The following is a 14,835-nucleotide window of genomic DNA, read 5'->3' on the forward strand; positions in this document are numbered from 1 at the left end:
GTCTCGTAGGATCGCCTGGATGTCCGAGCAGTCACCCCAGCCGCCCACCGGCGGCCCCGTCCACCGTTCCGTGGCTGCCCTGCGCGCCTCCGTCCGCCGGAGGCCCGTGCCGTGGGGGGTCGGCGGGCTCGTCGTCGTCCTCGCCGTCGCCTCCGGCGGCGTGGTGGCGGTGAACGCCGCGACCGCAGACCAGCCGAGCGCGACGGGCTCGGCCAGCGCCTCCCGGACGCCCCTCGCCACCCGGACACCGACGTCGTCCCCGACGGCCACCGCCACGCCGACGCCGACGGCGAGGGCCGAGCGGACGCCCACCCCGACGCCGACACCGACACCGACCGCGGACGCTGCGGCGCGGACCTGCTCCGTCGCCGGCGCTGCGTCGGCGAGCGGCCTCGGCCGGTTCGAGGGGTACGTGATGAACGCGGCCACCGGCGAGGAACTGTTCTCCCGCGACGGCGGCACGCCCGCCCAGACCGGCAGCGTCATGAAGACCCTGACGAGTGCGACCGCTCTGGCCGTCCTCGGTGCCGGGCACACGATCCCGACGACGGTCACGGACGAGGGTGGCGGCACGATCGCGCTCGTCGGACACGGCGACGCGACCCTCTCGGCCGGCAACGGCACGGTCTACCCGGGGGCGCCGACCCTGCCGCAGCTCGCGCAGCAGGTGAAGGCCCGACTCGGCGACACGCCGGTCACGACGATCGTCGCCGACGGCACCTGGTGGAGTGCGGCGGACGCCTGGGACCCGACCTGGCCCGTCAGCGAGCGGACCATCGGCTACCAGCCGAACGTCACCGCGCTGATGGTCGACGGGGACCGGGCGAACCCGGCGGCGGCGACCTCCCCACGGTCCGAGGACCCGATCGGTCGTGCCGGGGACGCCTTCCGGACGGCCCTCGCGAACGCGGGCGTCGTCGGGGCGTCGACCGCGCAGGTCACGCAGCGTGCGACCACCTCGCAGGACACGATCGCGCAGGTGCAGTCGCAGCCGGTGTCGACGCTGATCGGGCAGATGATCCCCAATTCGGACAACACCCTGGCCGAGATGCTCGCGCGGGTCTCGTCGAAGGAGTCCGGGGCCGGTGGCACCGCGGCCTCGCTGACGAGCGTCTACAGCAGCGCCCTCCGCGGATACGGCGTCGATCCGTCGGGCATCCGCATCGTCGACGGTTCCGGCGAGAGCGCGTCGAACGCGGTGTCACCGGCGTTCGTGGCGCACCTCATGGTCCCGGTGACGCGGGGCGACAAGGGCCTCGGCACGCTCGCGCAGGTGCTGCCGGTCGCCGGGGTGTCCGGCACCCTCTCCAGCCGGTTCACGGGGGCGAACGCCGACGCCCGCGGCAAGGTGCACGCGAAGACCGGGTGGATCGACAGTGCGAACACCCTCGGCGGCTACATCGACGCCGCCGACGGCACGAAGCTGACGTTCGCGTTCTACGCCATCGGGTCGCCGCGCGCCGCGGCGCTCCCGGCCCTCGACGCCGTCACGGCGGCCGTCTACCGGTGCGGAGGCTCGCTCACCGGCTCCTGACCCGGCGGGTGTTGGATGGGGGCATGGCCAGGGCACTGCTCATCACCGACGTCCAGAACGACTTCACCGAGGGCGGCGCGCTCGCGGTCGACGGGGGAGCGGCACTCGCCGAGCGGATCACCGCGTTCCTCCGTCGGCATGCCGACGAGTACGACGTCGTCGTCGCCTCCCGCGACTGGCACGACGCCACCGGGGACAACGGCGGACACTTCGCCGGTCCCGACGGACCGGACTTCCGAACGACCTGGCCGGCGCACTGCGTCGCCGGCACGCCCGGTGCCGAGTACCACCCGGCGCTCGACCTGTCCTTCGTCGACGTCCACGTCCGCAAGGGGCAGGGTGAGCCGGCGTACTCGGCGTTCGAGGGCACGACCGACGCGGGCGCGGACCTCGTCGACGTCTTCTTCGACCGCGAGGTGCACGCCGTCGACATCGTCGGGATCGCCACGGACCACTGCGTCCGGGCGTCCGCGCTCGACGGGGTGCACGCGGGGCTCGATGTCTTCGTGTACGAGGACCTCGTGGTGGGCATCGACCAGACCAGCAGCGAGGCTGCGCTCGAGGAGGTCCGCGACGAAGGCGGGCACACCGGGCGCAGCGACATGGACGAGGGGCGTCAGCGCCCGGGAGGAGCGGTCCTGTGACCGACCAGACCACCACCAGCACGACCACCACCAGCACGACCACCACGGTCGGTGATGCGCACGTCACCGTCGCCGACGTCCCCACCGGCCTGTTCATCGGCGGCGCCTGGCGTCCCGCGAGCGGTGGCGCGACCTTCGACGTCCGCGACCCCTCCACGGGTGCGGTGCTCGCGAGTGTCGCGGACGCCACGCCGGAGGACGGCATCGCCGCACTCGACGCCGCCGTCGCCGCGCAGGACGACTGGGCAGCGACCGCGCCCCGCCGTCGCTCGGACCTGCTCCGGCGGACCTTCGACCTCGTGCACGAGCACGCGGACGACATCGCCGCGGTCATGACGCTCGAGATGGGCAAGCCGCTGGCGGAGTCCCGCGGTGAGGTCGTGTACGGCGCCGAGTTCCTCCGGTGGTTCTCGGAGGAGGCCGTCCGGATCGGCGGTGACTACCGGACGAATCCCGAGGGCACCGGCCGGGGCATCGTCCTCAAGCGCCCGGTGGGCCCGGTGTACGCGATCACGCCGTGGAACTTCCCGCTCGCGATGGCGACCCGGAAGATCGCGCCCGCCCTGGCCGCCGGCTGCACCGTGGTCCTGAAGCCCGCCGACCTCACCCCGCTGACCACGCTGTACCTGGTGGAGCTGTTCCGCCAGGCTGGGCTGCCGGACGGTGTGCTCAACGTGGTGCCGGCCTCCGACGCGAAGGCGCTGTCCGCGCCGGTGATCGCGGACCGCCGCCTCCGCAAGCTGACCTTCACGGGTTCGACCCCGGTCGGTTCGGCGCTGCTCAAGCAGGCGGCGGACAACGTGCTGAAGACGAGCATGGAACTCGGGGGGAACGCCCCGCTCCTGGTGTTCGACGACGCCGACCTCGACCTCGCGGTGGACGCGGCGATGCAGGCGAAGTTCCGCAACGTCGGCGAGGCCTGCACGGCGGCGAACCGCTTCTTCGTGCAGGAGGGCATCGCCGACGCCTTCACGGCGGCCCTGTCCGAGCGGATCGACGCGCTGCGCATCGGTCGCGGCACCGAGGACGGCACGGACATCGGGCCGCTCATCGACTCCCGTGCAGTCGACAAGGCCGCCGGGCTCGTGGACGACGCCGTCGCGCGCGGTGCCCGGCTGGTGTCCGGTGGCCAGCGGGTCGACCGTGAGGGCACCTTCTACGCGCCGACGCTGCTGGACGACGTGCAGCCCGGTTCGGACATCCTGACCACCGAGATCTTCGGTCCGGTCGTCTCGATCACGCGCTTCGCGACCGAGGAAGAGGGCATCCGGCTCGCCAACGACACCGAGTACGGCCTCGTCGCCTACGCGTTCACCGAGGACATGCGCCGTGGGCAGCGGTTGGCGGAGCGGCTGGAGACGGGCATGCTCGGCTGGAACACGGGCGTCGTGTCGAACGCGGCGTTCCCGTTCGGCGGTGTCAAGGCCTCCGGTCTGGGACGAGAGGGCTCTCACGAGGGTCTCGAGGAGTACCTCGAGACGGTCTACGTGCTGACCCCGGACCCCTTCGCCGCCTGACCCTCCCGCAAAACGCAACGTGGGCGGCACCACGCAACGGAGTACCGCTGCGAGGAACCGCCCACGTTGCGTTTTGCGGGGGAGGACCTCAGACCAGGAGCTGGTGCTTCGCCAGGTCGCGGTAGAGGGGCGTGCTCTGGACGAGCTCGGAGTGCGTGCCGACGCCGACGACCCGACCGTGCTCGAGCACGACGATCACGTCGGAGTCGACCACGGTGGACAGACGGTGGGCGATGACGAGCAGTGTGCGGTCCTCGGCGACCGCGTCGATCGCCAGACGCATCTTCTGCTCGTTGACGCCGTCGAGCGAGGACGTCGACTCGTCGAGCAGGAGGATCGGGGGAGCGGCGAGCAGGGCCCTGGCGATGGCCAGGCGCTGGCGTTCACCACCGGAGAGCATCACGCCGTCCTCACCGACCTGCGCGTCGAGGCCGCGGGGGTCGCGGTGCAGCACGTCGCCGAGGTTCACGGCCTCGAGCACCCGGACGCACTCCGACTCGGACGCGTCGGGCGAGCCGAGCAGCAGGTTCGCGCGGATCGTGCCGGCGAGCACCGGCGCGTCCTGTTCGACGTACCCGATCTGTGCGCGGAGTTCGCCGCGGTCGAGCCCGCGGACGTCCAGCCCCCCGAGCCGGATGACGCCGTCGGTCGGGTCGTAGAACCGTTCGATGAGCGCCAGCGTGGTCGACTTGCCGGCACCGGACGGACCGACCAGGGCCACTCGGGCGCCGCGCGGGACGCTGAACGACACGTCCTGCAGGACGACCTGGTCGTCACCGGTGCCGACGGTCGGGGCGTCCGCACCGACCGCCCCGGCACCGGCCGCACCGTCCGTGCCCACGGCGTCCGACGACGCCGCGTACCGGAAGGTGACGTGCTCGAACGTGATGGCGTCGTCGGTGGCGATGGCAGCCGCCGGTCGGACCGCGTCGTCGTCCTGGTCCTCGGTCGGCAGGTGCAGGACCTCTTCGATACGACCGAGCGCGCCGAGCGCCTGCGCCACGGCGACGACTGCGCCGAGGGCCTGACCGAGCGGCATGATCATCATGAAGAGCAGCAGGATGAACGTGATGAGGGTGGCGATGGTGATCGTCCCAGCCGCGACCTGCGCACCACCGATGCCGAGCACGGCGATGAACGCGACCTGCATGACGATGCTCGCGACCGGCACGACGAACGCGGACATCCGGGCGATGACGAGGCCACGCTGGTAGGCCTCGGTCGCGTGCTGGTCGACCTCGGTGACCTCTCGTGCGGTGGCCCCGGCGGCACGGATGGTGCGGACGGCGCCGATGCCGCGCTCGACGGCGGCGGTGAGGTCGCCGACCTTCTCCTGCGCGGCCTTCGAGGCGACCCGGATGCGCCGGCTGAGGCCACCGACGACGACCACCGCGACGATGACGATGACGATGACCACGACGAGCAGCAGCGGGTCGATGATCGCCATCGCGATCACGGCACCGGTGAAGGTGAGCGCGCCGCCGATGGACTCGATGAGCCCCTGCGTCAGGACCGCCCGGAGGAGGGTGGTGTCGCTGCCGACGCGGGACACCAGGTCACCGGTCCGTCGGACGTCGAACTCCGAGATCGGCAGGTTGAGGATCCGCGCGATGAGCTTGCGTCGGGTGGAGAGCACGACGCCCTCGCCGGCCCGCTGCAGCAGGAAGTGCTGGACGCCGTTGAGGACGCCGGCGACGAGCACGAGGACGACGAGCGCCCACACGAGCGTGGACATGCCGGTGCCCTGCTGGACGGCGGTCACGACCTGGTTGACGAGCAGGGGCTGCGCCAGGGACGCGCCGGCCCCGAGGATGCTCAGCACGATGATGACGACCATCGCCGGCTTGTTCTCGAACAGGTAGGACAGCAGGCGGCCGAAGGTGGCGCGGGGCCCGTCGGTCTTCTTCGGGCGTGCGAACGGGTTGCTCATCGTGCGTCGATTCTCTCACCGCGGGACCGACAGACGGACGGGAGGCTCCCCACCGGTCCGTGGGGGAGCCTCCCGTCCGTCAGGTGCCCCGTTACGGGGCGACGCGTTCCGCGGCCGGCTGGTCGTCGGTGGCGTCCGCGAGGTCGCTCCCGCGGGTCTCGCGGACGAGGAACAGCGCGACGAGCGTGACGACCGCCGCGATGGTCAGGTACAGCCCGACGAGGAAGATGTTCCCGTCCGGCTGCCACAGCTTGAGGGCGATCGTCGGCGCGAGCGACGCCCCCAGGATCGACGCGACGTTGTAGGCCAGGGCAGAGCCGGTGTAGCGGACGTTCGTCGGGAACAGCTCCGGCAGCAGCGCACCCATCGGACCGAAGGTGAGCCCCATCAGCGACAGCCCGACGATGAGGAAGGTCACCACCGTGATCGGACCGTGCGCGGCCGCGAACCAGAACTGGAACGTCAGGCCGAAGAGCGCGATGCCGATGGTCGTCGGGATGAGCGTGCGACGACGTCCGAACCGGTCGGCGAGCAGACCGGCGATCGGGGTGCAGATGCCGAAGAACACGACGCCGATCATGAGCAGCGACAGGAACTCACCGCGGGAGTAGCCGAGGCCGATCTTCGGGACGAGCTTCGAGGCGGTGTCGCCCGCGGTGCCGTAGTTCAACGTGAAGGTCGTCATGAAGTAGAAGAGCACGTAGGTGGCGACCATGCCGAACGTGCCGACGATGATCGCGCGCCACGAGGTGCGGAACACGCGGCCCAGCGGGACCTTCGCGACCGAACCGGACTCCTGGACGCCGCGGAACACCGTGGACTCGACCAGGCGGAAGCGCACGTAGAGGCCGATGAGGACGAGGACCGAGGACACCAGGAACGGGATGCGCCAGCCCCACGCCTGGAAGTCCGCGTTCGGGGTGCCGTCGGCGCCGGCGGGCAGTGCGGCGTTGATGATGATGAACAGGCCGTTGGCGAGCAGGAAGCCGATCGGGGCGCCGAGCTGCGGCATCGAGCCGAACACGCCGCGCTTGCCCTCGGGGGCGTTCTCGGTCGCGAGCAGGGCCGCGCCGGACCACTCGCCACCGAGGCCGACGCCCTGGGCGAAGCGGAGCACGGCGAGGAGCACGGGTGCGAGGACCCCGACCGAACCGAAGGTCGGCAGGCAGCCGATGAGGAACGTCGCGGTGCCCATCACGAGCAGGGAGGCGACGAGGGTGGTCTTCCGGCCGACACGGTCACCGAAGTGGCCGAACAGGACCGACCCGACCGGCCGGGCGAAGAACGCCAGCGCGAACGTGACGAACGAGGACAGCTGCGATGCCGTCGGGTCCTCGTTCGGGAAGAAGAGCGTGGGGAAGACGAGGACGGCTGCGGTCGCGTAGACGTAGAAGTCGTAGAACTCGATGGAGGTGCCGACGAGGCTGGCGATGACGACGCGCGAGCGCGGGTTCGTCTTCGGAGCGGGCGTCGTGGTGGCCGGTGCGGCGGACATGCGTGGGAGGACCTTCGAGGTGCGCGCGCGTTCGAGGAGCGCTGCGGGACCGGACGGCGGACTGACGATGCGGTTCGCGCGGGGTGGCGCGGACACCGGATCGGGTGCGTTCGGAGGTGGTGGTCCCGCTCGTGACGGGGTCCTCAGTGTACGACGGATGTCGGGAAGCTGCGAATCGGCCCCGAGCTGCCCGTCAGTCCGCCCGGTCGGTCAGTTGCTCGCGCCGGTGCCGAGGTGCGACGGCAGGGTGTGCCCCATGCGGTCGCGCTTGGTGTCGAGGTACCCGGCGTTCTGCGCGGAGACGCCGACGACGAGCGGCACGAGCGAGTCCACCGTGATGCCGTGCTCGATGAGCTGCCGGCGCTTCTCGGGGTTGTTCGAGAGCAGTCGCACGCGCGTGATGCCGAGGTCGGCGAGGATGCCGGCGGCGCCGCCGTACTCACGGGAGTCGGCGGGCAGCCCCAGCGCCAGGTTCGCGTCGAGCGTGTCGAGACCGTCCTCTTGCAGGCGGTAGGCCTTGAGCTTGTTGATCAGGCCGATGCCGCGACCCTCGTGACCCCGCAGGTACACGACGACCCCGCCCTCGGCGGCGATCGTGTCGAGTGCTGCGTCGAGCTGCGGGCCGCACTCGCACTTCAGCGACCCGAAGGCCTCACCGGTCAGGCACTCCGAGTGCACGCGGACGAGCGCGCCGTCCGAGGGCGCCTGGCCGTCGGGCGTCTTCGCGATCACGGCGACGTGCTCCGCGCTCGTCACGAGGTCCCGGTAGGCACGCATCTCGAACAGGCCGTGGGTGGTGGGGACGTTCGTGGACACCTCGAACGAGACCGGGCTCCCCGGGGTGGCGGAGGTCAGTGCGTCGGTCATGTGGTGCTCCGGTCGGTGGGGGCCCCGTCGACCACGCCGTCGGGCCGCTGCGGGACCGTGCGGGCGCGGACCAGCAGGTCGGGGCCGAGGCTGGACGTTGACAGTACACGCAACATCCGCGCAGCGTGGATACTTCCCACCCCGATGTCGCCGAGCGCGACGCGGGGGCCGCCGAGCAGGACCGGGGCCAGGTAGACGAGCAGTTCGTCGGCGAGTCCGGCGGCGATGAACGCCGACGCGACGGTCGGTCCGCCCTCGACGAGGACGCTGTGCACCCCGCGCGCGCGGAGCGACCGGAGGGCCGCGTCGAGGTCGTGCCCGGGGATGGTGACGACGCCACGGGGGTGTCGGTGCAGGGCCGCGTCCGCCGGCAGGGCGCGGTCGCCGAGGACGACCGGCAGCGGCTGGTCGGCGAGGAACTCACCGGCGTCGCCACGCGCGGTCAGGCTCGGGTCGTCGGCGAGGGCCGTCCCGGTGCCGACGAGGACCGCGTCGTGTGCGGCGCGCTGCTCGTGCACGTGCTGCCGGGCGGCTGCGCCGGTGATCCACTGGCTCGTGCCGTCGGCCGCTGCCGCTCGACCGTCGAGGCTGGCCGCCCACTTCACGGTCACCCACGGGCGTCCGAGTCGGACGGAGAGCAGCCACCGTTCGAGGAACGCCTCGGCCTGGTCGGCGAGCACGCCCGACACGACCTGGACCCCGGTGGCGCGCAAGCGTTCGGCGCCACCGTGGGCGGCGGGACCGGGGTCGTCGACGGCGTACACGACCCGCGCGACGCCGGCCTCGATGAGGGCGACGGAGCACGGCCCGGTCCGCCCGACGTGGTCGCACGGTTCGAGGGTGACCACCGCGGTCGCTCCGCGGAGTCGCGCCGGGTCGACCTTCCGCATCGCGTCGACCTCGGCGTGTGGGGTGCCCGCACCGCGGTGCCAGCCCTCGCCGAGGACGTCGCCGTCGGGGGAGAGCACGACGGCGCCGACCCGGGCGTGGTCGCCGACGGCCGGGCCCCGGGCCGCGAGTTCGAGGGCCCGGCGCATCGCGCGGACCTCGACGTCGCTGGCGGGCAGGCCGTGCGGCTCCGGGGTCGTGTCGGGTGCGGTGTGGCTCACGGAGCGAGACTACCGGCGGTCCCCGACGTCGATCCGGGAGGCCAGGGCAGGTCGGACGCGGGCGTCCCGTCCGCGCGCCGCAGGGCCTTCCACGCCGGGGCCGGTGAGCCGTCGCGGTTCGGCACGAGGGCGTCGCCGCTGCCGGTGTAGGTGAAGCCGGCACGACGGGCGACCGCGGCCGACGCGGTGTTGCCGACGTAGCACTCCCAGTACACGTCCGGGGCGCCCTGCGCGAACGCCCAGTCGACGACGAGCCCGACGGCCTCGGACACGAGCCCCGTCCCACGGGCGGCCGGCGCCAGCCAGAACCCGAGGTCCCGGCGGGCGGTCCGGTAGCTGATCACACCGTCGAGCCAGGTCGATCCCTGCCGACGGATCGCCCAGGTGTACTCGCGGTCCGAGGCCCACCCGGGGCCGACGAGCGCGTCGACGAAGCCCTGTGCGTCCTGCGTCCGGTAGGGCTGGGGGATCGTCGTCCAGCGGGCGATCTCCGGGTCCTGGCAGGCCTCGGTGATCGCCGTCGTGTCGGCCCGGGTCGGCATGTCGAGCCGGACCCGAGCCGACTCGAGGGTGACGGGGAGCACGGTCGGTCAGCGAGCGCGCGGCACGAAGCCGATCGCGTCGTACACGCGGGCGAGCGTGGCCTGGGCGATCGACTCGGCCCGGTCGGCCCCGACCGCGAGCAGGCGGTCGAGCTCGGCCGGGTCGTCGAGGAGCTCCAGCGTGCGGGCGCGCACCGGTTCGAGCTCGGCGACGACCGCGTCGGCCACCTCGCCCTTGAGGTCGCCGTAGCCCTTGCCGACGAACGAGGCCTCGAGCTCGGCGACCGGCGTGCGCGTGAATGCCGAGAGGATCGCCAGGAGGTTCGTGACGCCGGGCTTGGCGGCCCGGTCGGCGCGGATCTCCCGCTCGGTGTCGGTGACGGCCGACCGGATCTTCTTGGCCGTGCGCTTCGGGTCGTCGAGCAGGCGGATGAGGCCACTGTCGGACGCCGCCGACTTGCTCATCTTGCTCGTGGGGTCCTGCAGGTCGTAGATGCGCGCTGTCTCGGCACCGATCCGTGCCTCCGGCACGACGAACGTGTCGCCGAACCGCGAGTTGAAGCGGCCGGCGAGGTCGCGCGTGAGTTCGACGTGCTGGCGCTGGTCGTCGCCGACGGGGACGACCGCCGTGTCGTAGAGCAGGATGTCGGCGGCCATCAGGACCGGGTACGTGAAGAGCCCGACCGAGGCGGCCTCGGCGCCCTGACGCGCGGACTTGTCCTTGAACTGGGTCATCCGGCTGGCCTCACCGAAGCCGGTCAGGGTGTTCAGCACCCAGGCGAGCTCGGCGTGCGCGGGGACGTGCGACTGCACGAACAGCGTCGACCGCGACGGGTCGATGCCGGACGCGATGTACTGCGCCGCCGTGGCACGCGTGCTGGCTCGGAGCTCGGCGGGGTCCTGCGGGGAGGTGATCGCGTGCATGTCGACCACGCAGTAGATCGCGTCGTGGTCGTCCTGCAGGTCGCGCCACTGCATCAGCGCGCCGATGTAGTTGCCGAGGTGGAGGGACCCGGCCGACGGCTGGATACCGGAGAAGATGCGCGTGCTGGTCATGCGGGAGTCCTGGTGCTCGTGAGCGAGTGGGGGATCAGAGTTCGTAGTCGACGACCACGGGGGCGTGGTCGGACCATCGCTGGTCGTAGGCGGCTGCACGGTCGACCGTGTACGAGGTCACCGTCGCGGCGAGCTCCGGCGTCGCGACCTGGTAGTCGATGCGCCAGCCGGAGTCGTTGTCGAAGGCCTGCCCGCGCCAGGACCACCACGTGTACGGTCCGTCGACGTCGCCGGCCTGCGCTCGGCCGACGTCGACCCAGCCGAGACCGGGTCCGGTGCTGCCGTCGGCGGCCTCGACCGGTTCGCCGTCGGCGCCGAAGAAGCGGCTGAAGTAGGCACGCTCGCGCGGCAGGAAGCCCGCACGCTTGACGTTGCCCTTCCAGTTCTTGATGTCGCGCTGGTCGTGTCCGACGTTGAGGTCACCGACCACCACGGCGAGCGGGTTGTGCGCGCGGAGGGCGGGCAGTCGCTCGGTCATGGCGTCGAGGAACTTCCACTTCTCGTCCTGCTTCGGGGTGTCGACCTCGCCCGAGTGCACGTACGTGGAGACGACCGTGACGGTGCGTCCGCCGATCTCGTAGTCGGCCTCGATCCAGCGGCCGGCGGAGTCGAAGTCCTCGGCGCCGAGCTCGACACGGTGCAGGTGCGCCCGGTGGCGGGAGGCGATTGCCACCCCGGCGCGGCCCTTCGCCGACGCGGGGTCGTGCACGACGTCCCACTCGTCGCCGAGCAGACCGGTCAGGTCCTCGGTCGAGGCACGGACCTCTTGCAGGGCGAGCACGTCGACGTCGCGGTCGGCGAGCCAGTCGCCCATCCCCTTCCGGAACGCGGCACGGATGCCGTTGACGTTGACGGTCGCGAGGCGCAGGCGTGTCATGCCGACCAGCTTATCGGCGGCGTCCGACGGCCCGGACGACGGACGGGAGGCCCGGTGCCAGCTGGCACCGGGCCTCCCGTCCGGAGGGTGGTCGCGTGCAGGACGCGACCTGCGCGATCAGGCCGCGTCGTGGTCCGTCTGCAGGAAGTCGACCAGGCTGTCCGCGGTGGTCTCGGCGTCGTCGCCGGACACCGTCAGCGTGACCTGGTCGCCGTTCTCGACGCCGAGGCCGAGGAGGCCGAGGATGCTGCCGGCGTTGGCCGACTTCTCGCCCTTGGCGATGGTGACCTGGTGGCCGGACGCGGTGACGGTCTGGACGAACAGCGACGCGGGTCGTGCGTGCAGGCCGGATGCGCTGGCGACGGTGACGGTGCGGGTGGCTTCGGACATCGATGGACTCCTGTCGATGGGTGGTGCGCTCATGGTAGCGAGCGCCTGTCGGGTGGTTCTGCGGTTCTGCGGATCAGTGGTTCAGTCGCGTCCGGGCCAGAAGACCTCGGTGCCGGCGGCCTCGACCTCGCGCACCAGGTCCAGGTTGACACCCGGGTCGGTGATGATCGTGTCGATCGCGGCGAGCGGGGCGACGCGGCCGAACTCCTCGCGGCCGAACTTGGTGTGGTCGGCGAGCAGGATGCTCCGGCGCGCGGACTTGATCATGGCGCTCTTCACGGCGGCCTCGGCCATGTTGTGCGTCGTCAGCCCACGCTCCGGGGTGATCCCGTTGATGCTGACGAAGGCGACGTCGACGCTCACCATGCCGATGAGCTGGTGGGTCCAGGTGCCGACGCCCGCGAGCGAGTCGCTCCGGATGTTGCCGCCGAGCAGGTGCAGGTCGATGCCCGGGCGGTTCGCCACGGCCATCGCCACCGGCAGCGAGTGCGTGACGACGGTGAGGCCACGGTCGGTCGGCAGCATCTCGGCCAGGCAGATCGTCGAGGTGCCGGCGTCGATCATCACCGAGCCGTTCTCCGGCAGCTCGGCGAGGGCCGCTTCGGCGATCACCATCTTCTCGGTCTGGTTGATGCCGCCGCGGTCGCCGACGCCCGGGTGCAGGGTGATCCGTTCGACCGGGATGGCGCCGCCGTGGGCACGACGGACGAGGCCCCGGCGCTCCAGGCTCGTCAGGTCACGGCGGATGGTCTCCGGCGTGACGGCGAGCAGTTCGGCGAGGTCCTTGACGTCGACCCGTCCGTGGGCGCGCGCCTGTTCGACGATGCGCTGGTGGCGTTCTGGTGCGTACATCGGGCCTCATCTGGTCGAGCGGGTCGCTCGGGTCGGGCTGTGCGTCCGGGCTGTGCGTCCGGTCGGCGACGGGCATGTGGAGCGGAACGGACATGCTCGGGCACGATCCGACCGGGAAGCCCGCCGCGGTCCTGGACGGCAAACGCAAACGGGCATCTGTTTCTGCATTTTTATCCCCGGATGTGTTTGTTTGTCAACGCGACGCGATGTATGGTGCTCGAGAGCCGTCCGGTCGCAGCACGCGCCGGACACAGCACCGCCCCCGAACCACCCACCGCTGCTGCGCGTGAGATGAAGGAGTCTCCCCATGTCCGATCTGCTCGGAACCGGCGTCGGCCGCGGCGTTGCCCACGGCCCCGTGCTCCGGATGGCGGACCCGCTGGGAGCCCCCTCGAGCGCACCGCTCGAAGGCTCGGCCGACGACGCCAAGCAGGCCGTGCACACCGCGCTCGCCGCGGTCGCCGAGGACCTCAACAAGCGCGGACAGCTCGCCGGCGGTGACGCCCAGGCCGTGCTCGAGGCCCAGGCGCTGATGGCCCAGGACCCGACCCTCCTCGACGACGTGCACGCCCGGATCGACGGCGGCACCAACGCCGAGCGCGCCGTGCACGAGGCGTTCGCCCAGTTCCGCGACCTGCTCGTCGGCATGGGCGGCTACATGGGGGAGCGTGCCGCCGACCTCGACGACGTCGCCCAGCGCATCGTCGCGAAGCTCCGCGGCGTCCCGGCTCCGGGCGTCCCCGAGTCGGAGACCCCCTTCGTGCTCGTCGCCCGCGACCTCGCGCCGGCCGACACCGCACTGCTCGACCTCGACAAGGTTCTGGCCCTCGTCACCCGTGACGGCGGACCGACCTCGCACACCGCGATCCTCGCCCGCGCCAAGGGCATCACCGCGATCGTCGGCGTCACCGGTGCGGACGACCTCGCCGAAGGCCAGCACGTGGTCGTCGACGCCGGTGCCGGCACCGTCGTCACCGAGCCGAGCGACGAGCTCGTCGCCGACGTCGAACAGCGCATCGCCGACCGCCGTGCCGCAGCCGCCGCACCGCTGACCGCAGGTGCCCTGGCCGACGGGCACGTCGTGCCGCTGCTCGCGAACCTCGGCAGCCCGGCCGACGCCCAGGCCGCCGTCGACCTCGGGGCCGAGGGCGTCGGACTGTTCCGGACCGAGTTCCTGTTCCTCGACTCGCCCACCGCCCCGACCGTCGCGTCGCAGCAGGCGTCGTACGAGCAGCTGCTCGCCGCCTTCCCCGGCAAGAAGGTCGTCGTGCGGGCGCTGGACGCCGGCGCCGACAAGCCCCTGCCCTTCCTCACCGACAAGGACGAGGAGAACCCGGCGCTCGGCCGTCGCGGACTCCGCGCGCTCCGGAACCACGAGCAGGTCCTCCGCGACCAGCTCACCGCGCTCGCCCAGGCCGACGCCGCGACCGAGGCCGACCTCTGGGTGATGGCCCCGATGGTCGCCGACGCCGAGGAGACCGAGTACTTCGTCGACCTCGCCCGCGAACTCGGGATCCGCACCGCCGGCGTGATGGCCGAGGTGCCGTCCCTGGCGCTGATGGCCGAGCAGGTCCTGCGCTCCGCCGACTTCGTGTCCATCGGCACGAACGACCTGACCCAGTACACGATGGCCGCCGACCGCATGCTCGGCACCGTCGCGCACTACCAGGACCCCTGGCACCCCGCTGTCCTCCGCCTCGTCGCCCAGCTCGGCGCGGCCGGAGCGGACGCCGGCAAGGCGGTCGGCATCTGCGGTGAGGCCGCGGCCGACCCGCTGCTCGCCGTCGTCCTCGTCGGCCTCGGCGCCACCACCCTCTCGATGACCCCCGCGGCCCTCGCCGACGTGCGTGCCGAACTCGGCAAGCACACCCTCGACGAGGCCCGCGAGATGGCCCAGGCAGCACTCGCCGCGAGCACGGCAGCGACCGCCAAGTCCGCTGCCGCCGCGGTGCACGCCGTCTGAGCCCGCACCACGCCCCACAGCACCCCACCCGATCCCTGCAGCAGCACCCCACACAGAGA

Annotated in this window: 12 protein-coding genes and 1 pseudogene; 4 read left to right on the forward strand and 9 right to left on the reverse strand. The window is 72.0% G+C overall.

Annotation, left to right across the window (positions count from 1 at the left end; genetic code table 11):
* Positions 1 to 19 precede the first annotated feature (19 nt).
* From dacB to E9228_RS13980, 3 genes are read left to right on the forward strand one after another with little or no spacing between them, the layout of a single operon-like run.
* Complete coding sequence (gene dacB, locus E9228_RS13970; RefSeq protein ID WP_166781144.1) at positions 20 to 1,534, forward strand: D-alanyl-D-alanine carboxypeptidase/D-alanyl-D-alanine endopeptidase; 1,515 nt, start codon at positions 20 to 22, stop codon at positions 1,532 to 1,534.
* A gap of 23 nt (positions 1,535 to 1,557) precedes the next feature.
* Positions 1,558 to 2,178 (forward strand): isochorismatase family protein, encoded by a 621-nt coding sequence (locus tag E9228_RS13975; RefSeq protein WP_166781145.1) that lies wholly within the window; start codon positions 1,558 to 1,560, stop codon positions 2,176 to 2,178.
* Positions 2,175 to 3,695: an NAD-dependent succinate-semialdehyde dehydrogenase gene (locus E9228_RS13980; RefSeq protein WP_166781146.1), complete on the forward strand. Its 1,521-nt coding sequence runs from the start codon at positions 2,175 to 2,177 to the stop codon at positions 3,693 to 3,695. The genes E9228_RS13975 and E9228_RS13980 overlap by 4 nt, the downstream gene beginning before the upstream one ends.
* Positions 3,696 to 3,783: 88 nt before the next feature.
* Here E9228_RS13980 and E9228_RS13985 read toward each other — a convergent pair whose 3' ends face one another.
* The 9 genes and pseudogenes from E9228_RS13985 to E9228_RS14025 form a co-directional block, all read right to left on the reverse strand.
* On the reverse strand, positions 3,784 to 5,625 hold the full coding sequence (locus tag E9228_RS13985; protein ID WP_166781147.1) for an ABC transporter ATP-binding protein: 1,842 nt from the start codon (positions 5,623 to 5,625) through the stop codon (positions 3,784 to 3,786).
* Between the two features lie 91 nt (positions 5,626 to 5,716).
* Positions 5,717 to 7,120: an MFS transporter gene (locus E9228_RS13990; protein ID WP_166781148.1), complete on the reverse strand. Its 1,404-nt coding sequence runs from the start codon at positions 7,118 to 7,120 to the stop codon at positions 5,717 to 5,719.
* A 210-nt stretch (positions 7,121 to 7,330) separates the two neighbouring features.
* Positions 7,331 to 7,996, reverse strand: a pseudogene (ribA, locus tag E9228_RS13995) (GTP cyclohydrolase II); the annotation flags it as partial.
* Positions 7,984 to 9,024 (reverse strand): bifunctional diaminohydroxyphosphoribosylaminopyrimidine deaminase/5-amino-6-(5-phosphoribosylamino)uracil reductase RibD, encoded by a 1,041-nt coding sequence (gene ribD / locus E9228_RS14000; protein ID WP_166781339.1) that lies wholly within the window; start codon positions 9,022 to 9,024, stop codon positions 7,984 to 7,986. The pseudogene ribA and the gene ribD, both read right to left, overlap by 13 nt.
* 68 nt (positions 9,025 to 9,092) lie before the next feature.
* A complete protein-coding gene (locus E9228_RS14005) occupies positions 9,093 to 9,680 on the reverse strand; it encodes a GNAT family N-acetyltransferase (RefSeq protein WP_166781150.1) in 588 nt (195 codons plus the stop codon).
* Between the two features lie 6 nt (positions 9,681 to 9,686).
* Positions 9,687 to 10,694 carry a tryptophan--tRNA ligase gene (trpS, locus tag E9228_RS14010; protein WP_166781151.1) on the reverse strand — a complete coding sequence of 336 codons (1,008 nt, stop codon included), beginning with the start codon at positions 10,692 to 10,694 and terminating at the stop codon, positions 9,687 to 9,689.
* 34 nt (positions 10,695 to 10,728) lie between these two features.
* The gene (locus E9228_RS14015; RefSeq protein ID WP_166781152.1) at positions 10,729 to 11,571 is read right to left on the reverse strand and encodes an exodeoxyribonuclease III; all 843 of its coding nucleotides are present in this window, start codon (positions 11,569 to 11,571) and stop codon (positions 10,729 to 10,731) included.
* 117 nt (positions 11,572 to 11,688) lie between these two features.
* The gene (locus E9228_RS14020) at positions 11,689 to 11,961 is read right to left on the reverse strand and encodes an HPr family phosphocarrier protein (protein WP_111074289.1); all 273 of its coding nucleotides are present in this window, start codon (positions 11,959 to 11,961) and stop codon (positions 11,689 to 11,691) included.
* A gap of 81 nt (positions 11,962 to 12,042) precedes the next feature.
* Positions 12,043 to 12,813, reverse strand: coding sequence for a DeoR/GlpR family DNA-binding transcription regulator (locus E9228_RS14025; RefSeq protein ID WP_110902695.1), 771 nt, complete (start codon positions 12,811 to 12,813; stop codon positions 12,043 to 12,045).
* 307 nt (positions 12,814 to 13,120) lie between these two features.
* On the opposite strand from E9228_RS14025, the gene ptsP reads away from it, so the two are divergent.
* Entirely contained in the window at positions 13,121 to 14,776 is a 1,656-nt protein-coding gene (ptsP, locus tag E9228_RS14030) for a phosphoenolpyruvate--protein phosphotransferase (RefSeq protein WP_166781153.1), read from the forward strand.
* Positions 14,777 to 14,835: the final 59 nt, after the last annotated feature.

Source organism: Curtobacterium salicis (assembly GCF_011759505.1).
GTDB lineage: Bacteria > Actinomycetota > Actinomycetes > Actinomycetales > Microbacteriaceae > Curtobacterium > Curtobacterium salicis.

Excerpts from the sequence above, each read along its gene's own strand:
- E9228_RS13990 (WP_166781148.1), bottom strand. The coding sequence starts at position 7,120 with ATGTCCGCCGCACCGGCCACCACGACGCCCGCTCCGAAGACGAACCCG.
- E9228_RS13985 (WP_166781147.1), bottom strand. The coding sequence starts at position 5,625 with ATGAGCAACCCGTTCGCACGCCCGAAGAAGACCGACGGGCCCCGCGCC.
- E9228_RS14020 (WP_111074289.1), bottom strand. The coding sequence starts at position 11,961 with ATGTCCGAAGCCACCCGCACCGTCACCGTCGCCAGCGCATCCGGCCTG.
- E9228_RS14015 (WP_166781152.1), bottom strand. The coding sequence starts at position 11,571 with ATGACACGCCTGCGCCTCGCGACCGTCAACGTCAACGGCATCCGTGCC.
- E9228_RS13975 (WP_166781145.1), top strand. The coding sequence starts at position 1,558 with ATGGCCAGGGCACTGCTCATCACCGACGTCCAGAACGACTTCACCGAG.
- trpS (WP_166781151.1), bottom strand. The coding sequence starts at position 10,694 with ATGACCAGCACGCGCATCTTCTCCGGTATCCAGCCGTCGGCCGGGTCC.
- dacB (WP_166781144.1), top strand. The coding sequence starts at position 20 with ATGTCCGAGCAGTCACCCCAGCCGCCCACCGGCGGCCCCGTCCACCGT.
- E9228_RS14025 (WP_110902695.1), bottom strand. The coding sequence starts at position 12,813 with ATGTACGCACCAGAACGCCACCAGCGCATCGTCGAACAGGCGCGCGCC.
- ribD (WP_166781339.1), bottom strand. The coding sequence starts at position 9,024 with ATGCGCCGGGCCCTCGAACTCGCGGCCCGGGGCCCGGCCGTCGGCGAC.
- ptsP (WP_166781153.1), top strand. The coding sequence starts at position 13,121 with ATGTCCGATCTGCTCGGAACCGGCGTCGGCCGCGGCGTTGCCCACGGC.